The 14,659-nt window shown below is 66.3% G+C and carries 13 protein-coding genes and 2 tRNA genes; 6 read left to right on the top strand and 9 right to left on the bottom strand.

Annotated features, from left to right (window positions below; translation table 11 throughout):
- Positions 1-16 precede the first annotated feature (16 nt).
- Entirely contained in the window at positions 17-1,738 is a 1,722-nt protein-coding gene (locus tag DWG20_RS08245; protein WP_115433355.1) for a sensor domain-containing diguanylate cyclase, read from the bottom strand.
- Between the two features lie 144 nt (positions 1,739-1,882).
- Here DWG20_RS08245 and DWG20_RS08240 point away from each other — a divergent pair, with 144 nt between their 5' ends.
- Both DWG20_RS08240 and DWG20_RS08235 read left to right on the top strand, forming a co-directional pair.
- The gene (locus DWG20_RS08240; RefSeq protein WP_115433354.1) at positions 1,883-2,533 is read left to right on the top strand and encodes a FadR/GntR family transcriptional regulator; all 651 of its coding nucleotides are present in this window, start codon (positions 1,883-1,885) and stop codon (positions 2,531-2,533) included.
- A 21-nt stretch (positions 2,534-2,554) separates the two neighbouring features.
- Entirely contained in the window at positions 2,555-3,817 is a 1,263-nt protein-coding gene (locus DWG20_RS08235; protein ID WP_115433353.1) for a CynX/NimT family MFS transporter, read from the top strand.
- Between the two features lie 74 nt (positions 3,818-3,891).
- Here the strand turns inward: DWG20_RS08235 and DWG20_RS08230 are convergent, their stop codons facing one another.
- Positions 3,892-4,416 (bottom strand): DUF3455 domain-containing protein, encoded by a 525-nt coding sequence (locus tag DWG20_RS08230; RefSeq protein ID WP_115433352.1) that lies wholly within the window; start codon positions 4,414-4,416, stop codon positions 3,892-3,894.
- Positions 4,417-4,649: 233 nt separating this feature from the next.
- Between DWG20_RS08230 and upp the strand changes: the two genes are divergently transcribed.
- Positions 4,650-5,282 carry a uracil phosphoribosyltransferase gene (gene upp, locus DWG20_RS08225; protein WP_115433351.1) on the top strand — a complete coding sequence of 211 codons (633 nt, stop codon included), beginning with the start codon at positions 4,650-4,652 and terminating at the stop codon, positions 5,280-5,282.
- 82 nt (positions 5,283-5,364) lie between these two features.
- Positions 5,365-6,609 (top strand): uracil-xanthine permease family protein, encoded by a 1,245-nt coding sequence (locus DWG20_RS08220; RefSeq protein ID WP_115433350.1) that lies wholly within the window; start codon positions 5,365-5,367, stop codon positions 6,607-6,609.
- Positions 6,610-6,756: 147 nt separating this feature from the next.
- On the opposite strand, the gene DWG20_RS08215 is transcribed toward DWG20_RS08220, so the two are convergent.
- The 7 genes from DWG20_RS08215 to DWG20_RS08185 all read right to left on the bottom strand — a co-directional run bounded on the left by DWG20_RS08215 (position 6,757) and on the right by DWG20_RS08185 (position 11,982).
- Positions 6,757-6,832, bottom strand: a tRNA-Phe gene (locus DWG20_RS08215).
- Positions 6,833-6,893: 61 nt separating this feature from the next.
- Positions 6,894-6,969: transfer RNA gene (locus tag DWG20_RS08210), tRNA-Phe, on the bottom strand.
- A 121-nt stretch (positions 6,970-7,090) separates the two neighbouring features.
- Complete coding sequence (maiA, locus tag DWG20_RS08205) at positions 7,091-7,762, bottom strand: maleylacetoacetate isomerase (protein ID WP_115433349.1); 672 nt, start codon at positions 7,760-7,762, stop codon at positions 7,091-7,093.
- Positions 7,755-8,738, bottom strand: coding sequence for a fumarylacetoacetate hydrolase family protein (locus DWG20_RS08200; protein ID WP_115433348.1), 984 nt, complete (start codon positions 8,736-8,738; stop codon positions 7,755-7,757). Before DWG20_RS08200 ends, maiA begins: the two co-directional genes overlap by 8 nt.
- Positions 8,739-8,807: 69 nt before the next feature.
- Positions 8,808-9,938 (bottom strand): homogentisate 1,2-dioxygenase, encoded by a 1,131-nt coding sequence (locus tag DWG20_RS08195; RefSeq protein ID WP_115433347.1) that lies wholly within the window; start codon positions 9,936-9,938, stop codon positions 8,808-8,810.
- Positions 9,939-10,046: 108 nt separating this feature from the next.
- A complete protein-coding gene (hppD, locus tag DWG20_RS08190) occupies positions 10,047-11,126 on the bottom strand; it encodes a 4-hydroxyphenylpyruvate dioxygenase (RefSeq protein ID WP_115433346.1) in 1,080 nt (359 codons plus the stop codon).
- Between the two features lie 70 nt (positions 11,127-11,196).
- Positions 11,197-11,982, bottom strand: a complete 786-nt coding sequence (locus DWG20_RS08185; protein WP_115433345.1) for a phenylalanine 4-monooxygenase — start codon at positions 11,980-11,982, stop codon at positions 11,197-11,199.
- A 141-nt stretch (positions 11,983-12,123) separates the two neighbouring features.
- Here DWG20_RS08185 and DWG20_RS08180 point away from each other — a divergent pair, with 141 nt between their 5' ends.
- Both DWG20_RS08180 and DWG20_RS08175 read left to right on the top strand, forming a co-directional pair.
- A complete protein-coding gene (locus DWG20_RS08180; RefSeq protein WP_115433344.1) occupies positions 12,124-12,606 on the top strand; it encodes an Lrp/AsnC family transcriptional regulator in 483 nt (160 codons plus the stop codon).
- 165 nt (positions 12,607-12,771) lie between these two features.
- Complete coding sequence (locus tag DWG20_RS08175; RefSeq protein WP_181880876.1) at positions 12,772-14,607, top strand: GGDEF domain-containing protein; 1,836 nt, start codon at positions 12,772-12,774, stop codon at positions 14,605-14,607.
- The last annotated feature ends 52 nt before the right edge of the window (positions 14,608-14,659 follow it).

The raw sequence follows: 14,659 nt of genomic DNA, 5'->3' as shown, positions 1-14,659 counted from the left end.
AGGCATCGCAGCAAGGTCAGACGGACGGGCCGGCGACGGCGAGGTGGCCGGCCGACGGCGTGCCGGCCACCTCGACCCGATTGCGCCCGGCCTCCTTGGCGCGGTAGAGCGCGTGGTCGGCGTTCTGGTAAAGCTCCTCGAGCGAGAGCCTCGACGACTCGGCGGTCGCCACGCCGAAGCTCGCGGTCAGCGACACGCGCTGCCCGCCCGACAGGATGAAGGCGGTGCGCGACACGATGCGGCACAGCCGTTCGGCCACCTCGCGCGCCTGCTCGGCGTCGCTGCCGTACAGCAGACAGGCGAACTCCTCGCCGCCGAGGCGCGCGAACAGGTCCTCGGCCCGCATCAGGCTGCACAGCAGCGCCGAGAACTCCTTCAGCACGCGGTCGCCGGCGGCGTGCCCGAAGAGGTCGTTCACCTGTTTGAAGTGGTCGATGTCTATCATCAGCAACGAGAAAGGTTGGCCGAGCCTCAGATGCCGCGCCTGTTCGCGCCGCGCCGTCTCGAAGAAGGCGCGCCGGTTGCTGACGCCGGTCAGCCCGTCGGTACTCGCGCGCCGTTGCAGCTCGCGGACGGCCTGCCACAGCTTGGCGCCGACCAGCGTGAACAGCAGCAGCAGCAGGACCAAAAGACCGATAACCGGGCGCAGCTGCGACAGCACCTGGCGGTCGATCACGTGTGCCGGCACCAGGTAGACGAGCGACCACGGCACCCGGTCGAGCGGATCGACATAGACCTGGTAGCCACCCCACTCCTGCCACTGGCCGACCTGAAGGCCGGGCGCCGCCGGCAGGCCGAGGCGCCGGCCGGCGAAGTCCCGCCAGTCGGGCAGCACCTCGCCTCCCACCGCGTTGAACCGGCTGGCGGCGACCAGCCGCGCAACCGGCGCGGTCGCAGAACGGTCGACGATCAGCCATTGTGCGCCGTCGCCGCGCCCGGACTCGAGAAAGGCCGACAGGAAATGCAGCGTCAGGTCGGCCGCGGCCACGCCGCGAAAACGCTGCTTTTCGTACACCGGCGCGGCATAGCTCATCAGCCAGCCCTTGCCGACCGGATCACGGTAAAGCGGCGTCCAGTAAGAACGCCGCTGCGGGTTGCGCGCCGGCATGCCCATCTTCAGGAAGTCCAGGTCGGCGGCGGCTTTCATGAAGCCCGAGAGCGAGCCCGAACCGCTCTCGGCCAGCAGCTGCCGTTGCGACAGCCACGGCGAGGCGGCACACCAGCCGTCGACCGAGTGGTAGTACACCCACGCCAACTCGGGCGTCGAGGCGAGCGCCGCCTTGTGCATTGGGAACAAGGACAGCGCCATCGCCAGTTCGCGCTCGGTGGCCTGCGAGATCGCCTCGCGGCGACCGGGAACGAAGACGTTGCCGACGCGCTCGGGCAGCAGCGTGATCGGCACCGCCTCGAGGCCGACGCTCTTGCCGTCCGGCAGCGTCTTCAGGGCTTGCATCAGCGCGGGGGGCGACGGCGGCTGCGCGAGGCCGTTCTCGGCCGCGCGCCGCTGGCTCTCGACCTGGTAGATCACCTCCCACAGCCGGGTGTCGAGCGCGTGGCGCCGCGCGGCGATGCGGTCGCGCGTTTCGGCGAGCACCGCACGGCGTTGCGCGGCGAAGGGTTGCCAGGCGAGAAAAGCGGCGAGGGCCAGGAGCAGCACCCAGGCAAGCAGCGCGAGCCACGGCGCGCCGCCGACGAGGCGATGGCATAACACGCGGAACAGGGCAAGCGGAGAGGACATGGAATGCCACCGGACGGCTGCGACAATTCAATCGTAGTTTTTTAACCAGAATAGCCAGTTTTTTGAAGAAAACTACGACGGATGACTTGCCGATCCGCTGACGACGGCGGTAGATTCAAGCAATCATCGGATGAATTTCTCGCCATGCAAAAAACTTCCCTGGTCGACCTGGCCATAGCCGCACTCAAGACCCGGATCGACCGCGGCGACTGGCCGATCGGCGGCCGCATCCCGACCGAACCCGAACTCGCCGAAAGACTGGGCATGAGCCGCAACACGGTGCGAGAGGCGGTGCGCGTGCTCAACTTCGCCGGCGTGCTCGAGGTGCGCCAGGGCGACGGCACCTATCTGCGCACGCGCAGCAACCCGCTCGACACGGTCAAGACGCTGGCGCGCTGCGCGCCCGACCAGCGTCGCGAAGTGCGCGAGCTGCTGGAGACGCAGGCGATGCGGCTCGCCGCGCAGCGCCGCACCGACGATGACATCGCCGAACTCGAAGTCGCGCTCGACGCCGCGCAGGCGGTGTCCTACCGTGACGAGCCCGAACGCCACGCCGACCTCGACCTCGCCTTCCACACCCGGCTCGTTGCTGCGGCGCACAACCCGGTGCTGCTCGAACTCTACCAGTTCTTCGTCATGAGCCATCACCGCGCCGAACTCGTCGACAGCTTCCACAACCCCGCCCTCGCCCAACCGGGCCTCGCCGAACACCGCGCGCTGCTCGACGCGGTGATCGCACAGGACGCGGACGCCGCCGCCGAAGCCTGCCGCGTCTTCGTGTACTGGAAGGGCTGAACCGCCACCGCAAGGAAAATCATGTCGTCTCCCCGTCCCGTCTGCGCGCCCGACGCGTCGCGCCTGCACGACGAACTCCTGATCGACGCCGAGGCCAACGACCCGCCGGCGCCGCCGAAAGCCGGCGTGAACCGGCTGCTGATCGCCGGCATGGTGCTGATCGCGGTCAACCTGCGCCCGGCGCTGACCAGCCTGTCGCCGCTGTTGGACGAGGTGAAGTCCGCCACCGGCCTCACCGCCACCGGCGCCGGCCTGTTGACCACGCTGCCGGTGCTGTGCCTCGGCCTGTTCGCGCCGCTCGCGCCGCGCATGGCGCGCCGCATCGGCGCCGAACGCACGCTGATGATCGCGCTGGCGGTGCTGGCCGCCGGCTGCGCGCTGAGGAGCTTTTTCGGCGTATCCGGCCTGTTCACCGGCACCATGCTGGCCGGCGCCGGCATCGGCATCGCCGGCGTACTGCTGCCCGGCCTCGTCAAGCGCGACTTCCCCGACAAGGCCGAGATCATGACCGGCCTCTACACGCTGGCGCTGTGCCTCGGCGCGGCGCTCGCCGCCGGCGTAACGGTGCCGGTGCGCGACGCCACCGGCAGCTGGGAGGTCGGCCTCGCGTTCTGGGCGCTGCCGGCGCTGCTGGCCGCCGTCGTCTGGATGCCGCAGGCGAAGCCGCCCCACGTCGAACCCGCCCATCTGGCGAAGCCCAAAAGCCTGTGGCGTGACAAGCTCGCCTGGCAGGTGACCGGCTATATGGGGCTGCAGTCGTCGCACGCCTACATCGTGTTCGGCTGGCTGCCGGTGATCCTGATCGACCGTGGCCTCACGCCGCTGGCGGCGGGCTTCGTGCTGTCGATCACGACGATGATCCAGCTGACCACAGCGTTCGGCGCGCCGTGGCTCGCCAGCCGTTTCTTCCGCGACCAGCGCGCGATGATCGCGATCATGCTGTCCTTGTCGACCGCAGGCTTCCTCGGCCTCGTGTTCGCGCCGCTGGCTACCGTGTGGTTCTGGGCGGTGCCGCTCGGCCTCGGCCTCGGCGGCATGTTCAGCATAGGGCTGACGCTGATCGTGCTGCGCGCGCCTGACGCGCAGGTCGCCGCGCAGCTGTCGGGCATGGCGCAGGGCTTCGGCTATCTGTTCGCGTCGACCGGGCCGTTCCTGGTCGGCCTCGGTCACGACCTGTTCCACAACTGGCATGTCGCCGCACTCGTCTACGTCATGTACGGCGGCGGCGCCTTGCTGTGCGGCATGGCCGCCGGCCGCAAGCGCCAGATCGCGGCGTTGGCCTGACGCTCGGCCAACCTTGTGGACGCAAAAAAGCCCGGACCGCGAGGTCCGGGCTTTTTGCCGTGCTGTCGTACGCCTTACGGCTTCGACGGCTGGTAGAACACATAGGTCGCCTTGTACGGCACCTCTTCGACCGCGCGGTCGTTGATCTTGTCGCACAGCGACGTCGGCGGCAGGCCGCCTTGCGTGCCGAGGCGCTGAACGTAGCTCGTGTTGCGCAGCGCGCCTTCGCCGCGCGTCTCGTCGATCTTCACCAGCTGCAGCGGGATGCCGCCTTGCGCCGTCATCCCGGCCACCGGCTTGCCGACCGCCTGTGAGCCGTCGTCAAGGTCCCAGCGCGGACCGGCGTAATACTGGCCGACCGGCTGGCGCTGCGCGTTGTAGAGCGTCGCCTGCGGCTGCAGCAGCGTCCATTCGTACTGGCCAGGCGCACCGGCCTTCGCGCTGCACACGTAGATGATTTTGCCCTCGCCCTGCACCTGCAGCTTTTCGACGTGGCCGCCGGGCACGCGGATGTTTTCGGGCAGTTGAGCGTTGTCGACCGCGGCCATCGCCGGCAGCGACGCGATCGTCAAAACAGAAATCAGGGTGTTTTTCTTCATCGTGGACCACCTTTCTGCTGCGGGAGTCGTGGGCCTGGCGACGATCGACGAGTCCCGCTTTCTTTACAGGTAAATAAACTGACCCCGTGGCAAGGCAACAAGTTCCGCGCCTAGCGGGACGCGCCGGCCTTCCCGGTTTCGAGCTAGAATTTCCTCCGGTAACACGATTCACCGCACATCCGTCCGGCAACCCTACCCTTCACTGCCGGCACGTCTTTCGGGGCAAAATACCAATGAACATCCACGTTGTGAAACATCCGCTGGTCCAGCACAAGATCGGCCTTCTGCGCGAAGGCGAGATCAGCACCAAGAAATTCCGCGCGCTGACGCAGGAGCTCGCGCGCCTTCTCGCCTACGAGGCCACGCACGACTTCGAACTCGAGACGACCACGCTGCAGGGCTGGTGCGGCGAGGTCGAGATACAGCAGATCAAGGGCAAGAAGGTCACCGTCGTGCCCATCCTGCGCGCCGGTCTAGGCATGCTCGACGGCGTGCTCGACATGATCCCGTCGGCCAAGATCAGCGTCGTCGGCCTGTACCGCAACGAGGAGACGCTCGAACCGGTCCCCTACTTCGACAAGTTCGTCGACGCGCTCGACGAGCGCATCGCGCTGATCATCGACCCGATGCTCGCCACCGGCGGCTCGATGGTCGCCACCATCGACCTTCTCAAGCGCAAGGGTTGCAAGCAGATCAAGGCGATCGTGATGGTCGCCGCGCCCGAGGGCGTGAAGGCGGTCAACGACGCGCACCCGGACGTCCGGATCTACACCGCGGCGCTCGACTCGCACCTGGATGCGAACGGCTACATCATCCCGGGCCTCGGCGACGCCGGCGACAAGATCTTCGGCACCAAACACGTCTAAACATGCGCAAGGTTGGCCGAGCCTCAAGGGGGAGACGCGATCCGGCTCCCCCTTCTCGTATCGGCCGCATCCAGGGGAAAACATGTTCCAACCACTCAAGCAGGCGCTGGCCGGCGCGCAGATCCTGTTCGTCGCCTTCGGCGCCATGGTGCTGGTGCCCTTGCTCACCGGACTCAACCCGTCGCTCGCGCTCTTGGGCGCCGGCGTCGGCACGCTCTTGTTCCAGCTGAGCACCGGCCGCAAGGTGCCGATCTTCCTCGGCTCCTCGTTCGCCTTCATCGCGCCGATCATCTACGCGACGCAGACCTGGGGGCTGCCGTCGACGATGTTCGGCCTGTTCGCCGCCGGCTTCATGTACTTCGTGTTCGCCGGCCTGGTGCGTTGGCGCGGCATCGCGGCGGTCAACAGGCTGTTGCCGCCGGTGGTGATCGGCCCGGTGATCATGGTCATCGGCTTGAGCGTCGCGACCGTCGCATCTGACATGGCGATGGGCCGCGCAGGCAGCCAGCAGGTGATTCCGTACCAGACCGCGCTGATGCTGGCGGCGATCTCGCTCGCGACGACGGTACTGGTCGCGATCTACGCGAAAGGCATGTTCCGGCTGGTGCCCATCCTCGCCGGCGTGATCGCAGGCTACGCCGTGGCCGGCTTCATGGGCTTGGTGGACTTTGAAAAGATCGCCGACGCGCCATGGCTCGCGGTGCCGCACTTCGTCACGCCCGAGGTCAACTGGGCGGCGGCGCTGTTCATGCTGCCGGTGGCGATCGCGCCGGCGATCGAACACATCGGCGGCGTGATGGCGATCGGCGGCGTCACCGGCCGCGACTACCCGCGCGATCCCGGCCTGCACCGCACGCTGGCCGGCGACGGCCTCGGCGTGTGCATCGCCGGCCTGATCGGCGGCCCGCCGGTGACGACGTATGCCGAAGTCACCGGCGCGGTGATGATCACGCGCAACTTCAACCCGGTGACGATGACCTGGGCGGCGCTGTTCGCGATCGCGATGGCCTTCTTCGGCAAGTTCAACGCGCTGCTCGCGTCGATCCCGATGCCGGTGATGGGCGGCATCATGGTGCTGTTGTTCGGCACGATCGCCAGCATCGGTCTGAAGACGCTGATCGAAGCGAAGGTCGACCTGATGGCGCCCAGGAACCTGGTGATCGTGTCGGTGGTGCTGACCTGCGGCATCGGCGCGCTGGAGCTGAAGTTCGGCGGCTTCTCGCTGGTCGGCGTCGGCCTGTGCTCGCTGCTGGCGATCATCCTCAACCTGATCCTGCCACGCCACGCAGCGCACCACGAGGGCATCGTCGAGGCGCAGGACATGTAGATGGGGGCCGGCCATGCCGGCCCGTTTTCATCGGCGGCACGCCAGCCTGGCGAAAGGATTCGAATCGGCAAAAACCGACCGGGGGAGGGGAAGCTGGCGGAAACGCAAAAGCCCGAACCTTGCGGTTCGGGCTTTTGACTTGAAGCTTGGTGGCCAATCTCGGAATCGAACCAAGGACACGCGGATTTTCAATCCGCTGCTCTACCAACTGAGCTAATTGGCCATCGACGGCCGGGAATCGCTCCCGGCTGATTTGCCTCACGCTGCGCATGAAGCGAAATTCTTGGTGGCCAATCTCGGAATCGAACCAAGGACACGCGGATTTTCAATCCGCTGCTCTACCAACTGAGCTAATTGGCCATCCTGACGCTCGCGCATCAGAGGCACGCATTTAATCAGAGCGACTTGCGGGAGTCAAGTATTCAACCGATAAAAAACCCGCTTCGGTGGGTTTTGATGACATCAAGATGACCGTTCCGCTTCACTGCGCGTCCGGCTGGCGCGACGGTTCGGCGGCCTGGAAAGACGGCAGCTCGGCCAGGGTTTCGTCGATACGGCGCAACAGCGGGTAAGGCGCGAGGTCGGCGTCGAAGCGGCGCGCGTTGTAGAGCTGCGGCGCGAGAAAGACGTCGGCCAGCGTCACCGTGTCGCCGAACAGGTAGTCGCCGGCGACCGGCTCGGCCAACGTCTCCAAGGCCGCGAGACCGTCGTGCAGCCAGCGCGCGACCCACGCCTTCTTGCCGTCGGCGTCCTGCCCGAGTTCGGCCTCGAGATACTTCAACACCCTAAGGTTGCAAAGCGGATGGATGTCGCACGCGACGAGCTGCGCCATCGCCCTCACCCCGGCGCGCTCGGCCGGATGCGACGGCAGCAACCGCGGCGTGTCCGGGTAGGCTTCGTCGAGGTATTCGCAGATCGCGAGCGACTGGGTGAAGGTCGCGCCGCGATCGACGAGCGCCGGCACCAGGCCCTGCGGGTTACGTGCGAGGTGCTCGGCCGACCTTTGTTCGCCGTTGACGAGGCTCACCGGCACGTTCTCGAATGGCAGATTCTTGTGGTGGAGCGCGATGCGCACGCGGTAGGCGGCCGAAGAACGCCAGTAACCGTACAGCACCCGTTCGGTGCCAAGGTTGGCCGAGCTCACGTCACTCATGGGCGACCACCTTCTGCTCGATCGCGCCGAAGATGCTGTCGCCGGCGGCGTCGCTCATCTCTATCCTCACCGTGTCGCCGACCTGCATGAACGGCGTGTGCGCCGCGCCGTCGTCGATGATCTCGATCATGCGCAGCTCGGCGAGGCAGGCCGAGCCGACACGCCGGTCGCTGTTGGAGATCGTGCCCGAGCCGACGATGGAGCCGGCGCACAACTCGCGTGTCTTCGCGACGTGCGCGATCAGCTCCGGAAAGGAGAACTGCATCTCGACGCCGGCGTTCGGCTCGCCGAAGCGCTTGCCGTTGTAGTCGACCAACAGCGGCAGGTGCAGCTTGCCGCCATGCCAGTCGGCGCCCAGCTCGTCCGGCGTGACCGCGACCGGCGAGAAGCTGGTCGCCGGCTTGCTCTGGAAGAAGCCGAAGCCCTTGGCGAGTTCGCACGGGATCAGATTGCGCAGGGTGACGTCGTTGACCAGCAGCACGAGGCGGATCGCCCTCGCGCAGACGTCGACATCGGCGCCCAGCGGCACGTCGCCGGTGATCACGCCGACCTCGCCCTCGAAGTCGAGTCCCCACGCCGGATCGCGCAGCGGGATAGCCGCGTGCGGCGCGAGGAAGGCGTCGGAGCCGCCCTGGTACATCAGCGGATCGGTGTAGAAGCTTTCCGGCACTTCTGCACCGCGCGCCTTTCTGACCAGTACGACGTGGTTCAGATAGGCGCTGCCGTCAGCCCACTGGTAGGCGCGCGGCAACGGCGAGTGGCAGCGTGCCTCGTCGAACGCTTCGACGCCGGCGAGGCTGCCGCTGTTGAGCTCTACGTAGCGTTCCTTCAGCCGCGGCGCGGCGTCGAGCCAGTCGTCGAGCGCCGCCTGCAGCGTCGGCGCGATGTCGGTGACGGCGACGCAGCGGGAAAGATCGCGGCTGACGAGGCGCAGCTCGCCGTCGCGGCTGCCGTTCTTGTAGGTGGCGAGTTTCATAAGGGTCTCGTCTCTTGAAGTGAAAGCTTGGCCGAGCCTCTGGCGGATCAGGCTCGGCCAAGCTCGTGATTAATCCTTCGGCTTCCAGCTATCCACGTAGCCGCCCCACTCGACCGCCGCCATCGCGTCGCCGGTTTCCAGCGCGTCGCGCGCGTCTATCATCACCGCGACCTCGTCGGTGAAGGTCTTGGGCGCGGTCTGCGCCTTGGCGAACGCCTTCGGGTGCGGGCCGTGCGTGAAGCCGCACGGGTGGAAGGTCAGCATGCCGGGCTTGATGTTGTCGCGGCTGAAGAAGTCGCCGGCGTGGTAGAAGATGACTTCATCGTAGTCGTCGTTGTTGTGGTAGAACGGCACCTTCAGCGCGCCCGGGTCCGACTCGATCGGCCGCGGCACGAAGGTGCAGACGACGAAGCGCTCGGCGACGAAGGTGCTGTGCGCCGATGGCGGCAGGTGGTAGCGGTGGCTCATCAAGGGCCGGATGTCGCGCCAGTTGATGCGGGCGACCGACAGATTGCCGTGCCAGCCGATCGCGTCGAGCGGGTTGTACGGGTAGGTCACCGTCGAGAGCGCGCCGCGGCGCTTGATGACGACCCGCGTCTCGGTCTCGGCGTACTGCGCGCGAAAGGCGTCGTCGATCTCGGGCACGTCGAGCATCGCCTCGTCGAAGATCGCGTGCGGGCCGACCAGGCCCTTGTCGGGCAACTGGTAGGCGCCGTTCGTCGCCTCGATCAGCAGCATCGTCACCGGTTCGGCCGGCTCGATGCGCCACATCGTCGAACGCGGAATCAACAGGTAGTCGCCGTCGCGGAAACTCAGGTGGCCGTAGTCGCAGAACAGTTCGCCACTGCCTTGATGGATGAACAGCAGGTCGTCGCCGTCGCCGTTGCGGAACAGCGCCGGCATCGGCTTATCCAGGCTCCAGATGCGGAAGTCGCAGTGCGCGTTTTTCAGCACCGTCGCCGCGTCGACAGGCATCGCGCCCTGTTGCGGCAGCTCGTTAAGGTCGAACGCGCGCGGTCTGAGCGGGCCTTCCCAGGCGCTCCAGCCGGTCGGCGCGTGCCGGTGGTGGAAGTGGCTGGCGGGGCCGAAAAAGCCGCTGCGGCCGGCCTCGCGCTCGTAAATGCCTGCGGCCGGGAAGTCGGCGTGCGCCTGGCGCGACACCGTCCCGGCCTTGTGCGGAAAGCTGATCCATTTGCGCATGGCGGTCACCGTGGGGGTGAAAGGTTGGCCGAGCCTGGTTTCGCATGCTCCGCTTAGCGTTTCTTCGCGATGCTAGCCTCGCTCAGTCAGGCCAACCTTGATGGTCGATTAGTCGGCTTTGAGCACGCCGCGCTTGATCTGGTCTTCTTCGATCGACTCGAACAAGGCCTTGAAGTTGCCTTCGCCGAAGCCCTCGTTGCCCTTCCTTTGGATGATCTCGAAGAAGATCGGCCCGATCACCGTCTCGGTGAAGATCTGCAACAGGATGCCGGCACCTTCTACCGGCGCGCCGTCGACGAGGATACGGTTCTCGCGCAGCCGCTCTACGTTCTCGCCGTGGCCCGGCACGCGCGCGTCGACCTTGTCGTAGTAGGTGTCCGGCGTGTCGAGGAATTTCACGCCACGCTGACGCAGTGCCTCTACGGTGGCGAAGATGTCTCTGGTCGCCAGCGCGATGTGCTGGATGCCCTCGCCGTGGTATTCGCGCAGGAATTCCTCGATCTGGCTCTTGTCGTCGCTCGACTCGTTGATCGGGATCCTGATCTTGCCGCACGGGCTGGTCATCGCCTTGGACACCAGCCCGGTCAGCTTGCCTTCGATGTCGAAGTAGCGGATCTCGCGGAAGTTGGCGATGCTCTCGTAGAAGCCGGCCCACACGCCCATATGGCCGCGCGCGACGTTGTGCGTCAGGTGGTCGATCTCGGTAAGGCCGACACCTGCCGGGTGCGGGTCGACGCCGTCGACCGGCACGAAATCGACGTCGTAGATGGTGTCGCGGCCGTAGCGGTCGACGAAGTACAGCGCCGAGCCGCCGATGCCTTCTACCGCTGGGATGTTCAGTTCCATCGCGCCGACCGGGCGCTGGTACGGTTTGGCGCCGTGCGCGAGCGCGTATTCGTAGGCCTTCGCCGCGTCCTTCACCCGCCATGCCATCGCACAGGCCGACTGGCCGTGCTTCTGGCCGAACTCGGTGAACGGCGCGGCGCGCTCGCCGTTGAGGATGAAATTGATGTCGCCCTGGCGGAACAGCCGCACGTTCTTGTGCTTGTGGTGCGCGACCTCGCTGAAGCCCATCAGCGCGAACAGCTCGGCCAGATGCTTCAGGCCCGCCTCGTCGGGCGCGGTGTACTCGACGAACTCGAAGCCGTCGGTCTGCAGCGGGTTTTGCAGCATCGTTTCCATTCTCATCGGGGTCTCCTTTGCGTAGGTACAGGTCGGCCGCCCTCGTGGGGCGGCCTTTTTTCTGGTGCAGGGGAAATCAGGCGAGGCCCTGGCGTTCGGTCCAGCGCGCGAAGTCGGCTTCGAGCGCATCGAAGCTGTCGATGACAAACAGCGTGTCCTGCATGTGCCAGATGTCGTACGGCATCGCGGCGACGGCGTCGATGTCGAAGGCGCGTTTGTCGGTCGCGTCCGACAGGCTGTACATCACCTCGTTCGGCGACGACAGGATGCCGGAGCCGTAGATGCGCAGGCCGTCGGCGCCGCGGATCAGGCCGAACTCTACGGTGTACCAGTAGATGCGCGGCAGCCAGATGGTCGCGTCGTGGCCGAGTTCGAACGCGCGCACGCCGGCGCGGCCGAAGCGTTCGAAAAAGGCGGTGAAGCGCGGGCTGGTCAACATCGGCACGTGACCCAAGAGGTCGTGGAACATGTCCGGCGCCGGCGTGTAGCCGATTTCCTCGGGTTTGCGGATGAAGTCGGTGGACGGGAAGATGCGCTGCGAAAGCAGTTCGAAGAATTCCTTGTCGGGGACGATGCCGTCGACGCGGGTCAGCCGCCAGCCGGTACACGCCTCGATGCGGTCGCTGATGTCGGCGAGGCGCGGGATACGGTCGTGCGGGAAGTCGATCAGCCGCAGACCTTCGAGGAACTCGGCGCACGCGCGCCCGGGGAGGACTTTTTCCTGGTTCGCGTACAGCACCGACCAGGTGTGATGTTCTGCGTCGGTATAGACGGGGACTGCGGCGTTGTGGATATCCAGATCGGCTGGCAAAGCGGCCAGCTTCATGTCTTCGCGCTGTTCGGCGGCGTCGAGCGTGTACATACCGTTTCTCCTCGGCCCTCGAGACGGGACTCGCTTGATGACTAGTGTAGGCAAGGAGAACGGCAATTTTCTTGCAAAATGGCTGCAAAAAACGAAAATACAGGCATAGACTGCTAATGGTCAGCGAGAGGAACACAAAACATGTCAAGCTTGACCCTAGACAAGACCGATCTGCGCATTCTCGCCGAGTTGCAGAAGAACGGCCGGCTGACCAACGTCGAGCTCGCCGAGCGGGTGGCGCTGTCACCGTCGCCCTGCCTGAGGCGCTTGAAGCAGCTGGAAGAATCGGGCGTGATCAAGCAGTACGTCGCGCTTTTAGACCCGGGCCGCATCGGCCTCGGCCTGCAGGCCTTCGTGCGCGTGATGCTGGAAAAGCGTGGCAATGCGCATATCCAGAGCTTCGTCGACGCGGTGCAGCAATGGCCCGAGGTGACGCACTGCTATGCGATGACCGGCGAAATGGACTACCTGCTGCAGGTGTACTTCGAAGACCTCGAACACTTCTCGCGCTTCGTGATGGACGAGCTCTTGAGCCACCCTGGCGTGATCGACGTGAAGTCGAGCTTCGTCCTCAAGGAGTTGAAACGCACGACGGCCATGCCGCTGTCCCACCTCAGGCCTTAGCCCGTTACATAAGGGCAGGCACCCTCTCCTGCGGCTTGAAGCCCGCTGTGCCACACTGACAAGCAAAAGCCAATGGCAGGAGGTCTGCATGCTGCACGCTTGTCGCCCCCTCTCTCCTCTTTCGCGCGCCGGCGCGCTGCCGCCCGCGCTCTTACCGCTTCCGCCATGAGCACCAGCGCCGACGCGGCCAGCGAGACACCGCTCGTCCGGCAGGTCGTCGGGCGCGTGCTGTTGTGCCTGTCGCTATTGAGCATCGCGGTGGTCGGCTGGCAGACCTGGCGCGGCTACCATACCGAGATCGAGCACGCCGGTTCGATCGAACGGCTGATCCGCGACCAATACATGCCGATCCTGGCGCAGAACGTCTGGGACGTCGACCTGCCGTCGGCCGAGAAGACGCTGCAGGCGATCGCCACCCATCCCGGCGTCGCCTACGCCGAACTGACGACCGATTCCGACCAGCGCTTGTCGAGCTCTCGCCTGCCGATGACGGTCAAGCCGACGCGGGTGGTCGAAGTGCCGTTGATGCTGGGGCATCGCCCACCGGTCAAGCTGGGCACACTGCGCGTGATGCTGAGTTACGCCACGCTGTACGCGCATATCCGCGACGAGGCGCTGCAGAACGCCTTAGTGCAGCTGCTGCAGCTGGCGCTGGTCGCGCTGCTGCTGGCGCTCGCGCTCAATCACTACTTCACCGCGCCGCTGAACACGCTGACCGAGCACCTGCGCCGCTATCGCCTCGGTGCCGCCGTGCTGCCCGACACGCGGCGCTGCCATGAACTCGATGCGCTCGTCGACGCTTTCGGCGACCTGCAGGACCGGCTCGCCGACAAGAACGCCGAGGGCCTGCGCGCGTGCGAAGAGCTGGCCGCCCACCGTGACCGGCTCGCCGAACTCGTCGCGATACGCACCGCAGAACTCGACCACCTGAACCGTTTCCAGCAGCTGGTGTCCGAGCTGTCGACCCGCTTCATCAACGTCACCGAAGACGCACTCGACGCGACGTTGGCCGAGGCTCTGGCGCGCATCGGCGGTTTTCTCGGCGTGCAGCGCTGTTATCTGTTCATTCTCGATTCGCGGCTCGCGGTGCAGGAAACGCACGAATGGCATGCCGCTCAGAGCCGCTCCGTGAACGAGCTCCTGACGCTGTACAGCGCCGACGCCTCGCCTTGGCTGGTGCCGCAGCTGGCGCGTCACAGCGTCGTCATCCTCGACGCGCACACGCCGGACAGCCACGGCCTCGGCCAGGAACAGCTGACGCTGTCGCTCTTGGGCATCGCGACGCTGGTACTGGTCAAGGTGCGCGTATCGCACGTACCGCTCGGCTTCTTCGGCTGCGACACCGCGACACCGCGCGTGTGGGGCGAGCAGGAGGTCGCGCTGCTGCGCCTGATCGGCGAGATGCTCGCCAACGTGATGGCGCGCCGCCACCAGCTGCGCGCGCTGCAGGCCGCGCGCCAGGACCTCGAGGACAGCAACGCGCGCCTGCACCGCCAGGCGCGGCGCGACGCGCTGACCGGCCTCGCGAACCGGCTGCACTTCGACGAGATCAAGCGCCCGCTGTTCGACTCGGCGCTGCTGAACCGCACGCCGCTGTCGCTGGTGCTGTGCGACGTCGACCACTTCAAGCTGTACAACGACCGCTACGGCCACCCGCGCGGCGACACCTGTCTCGCACGCGTCAGCGAAGCGCTGCGCGCGGTATTCCGCCGCAGCAACGACCTGGTCGCGCGCATCGGTGGCGAAGAGTTCATCGTGATCCTGCCCGGCGCCGACACCCACCTGGCGCAGGAGCTGGCCGAGGAAATGCGCGAGGCGGTCGCCGAACTCGACATCGAACACGCCGCCTCGCCGGTCGCGCCGTGCGTAACGGTGTCGGTCGGCGTGGCGACGCTCGATGCCGCCCGACATCACAATATCGAGGCGCTGATCAACGACGTCGACACGGCGCTGTACCGCGCCAAGCAGCAGGGGCGGAACAGGGTGATCAGCGCGGAGTGAGGGAGCGAAGCGCCTTCGGCCAACCCTTCGCCCTTTTCCAAAGAAGCACATG

The organism is Crenobacter cavernae, from assembly GCF_003355495.1.
Lineage (GTDB): Bacteria > Pseudomonadota > Gammaproteobacteria > Burkholderiales > Chromobacteriaceae > Crenobacter > Crenobacter cavernae.
Note: the sequence above shows the minus strand (reverse complement) of the source record. Positions and strands in the feature narration are given on the sequence as shown.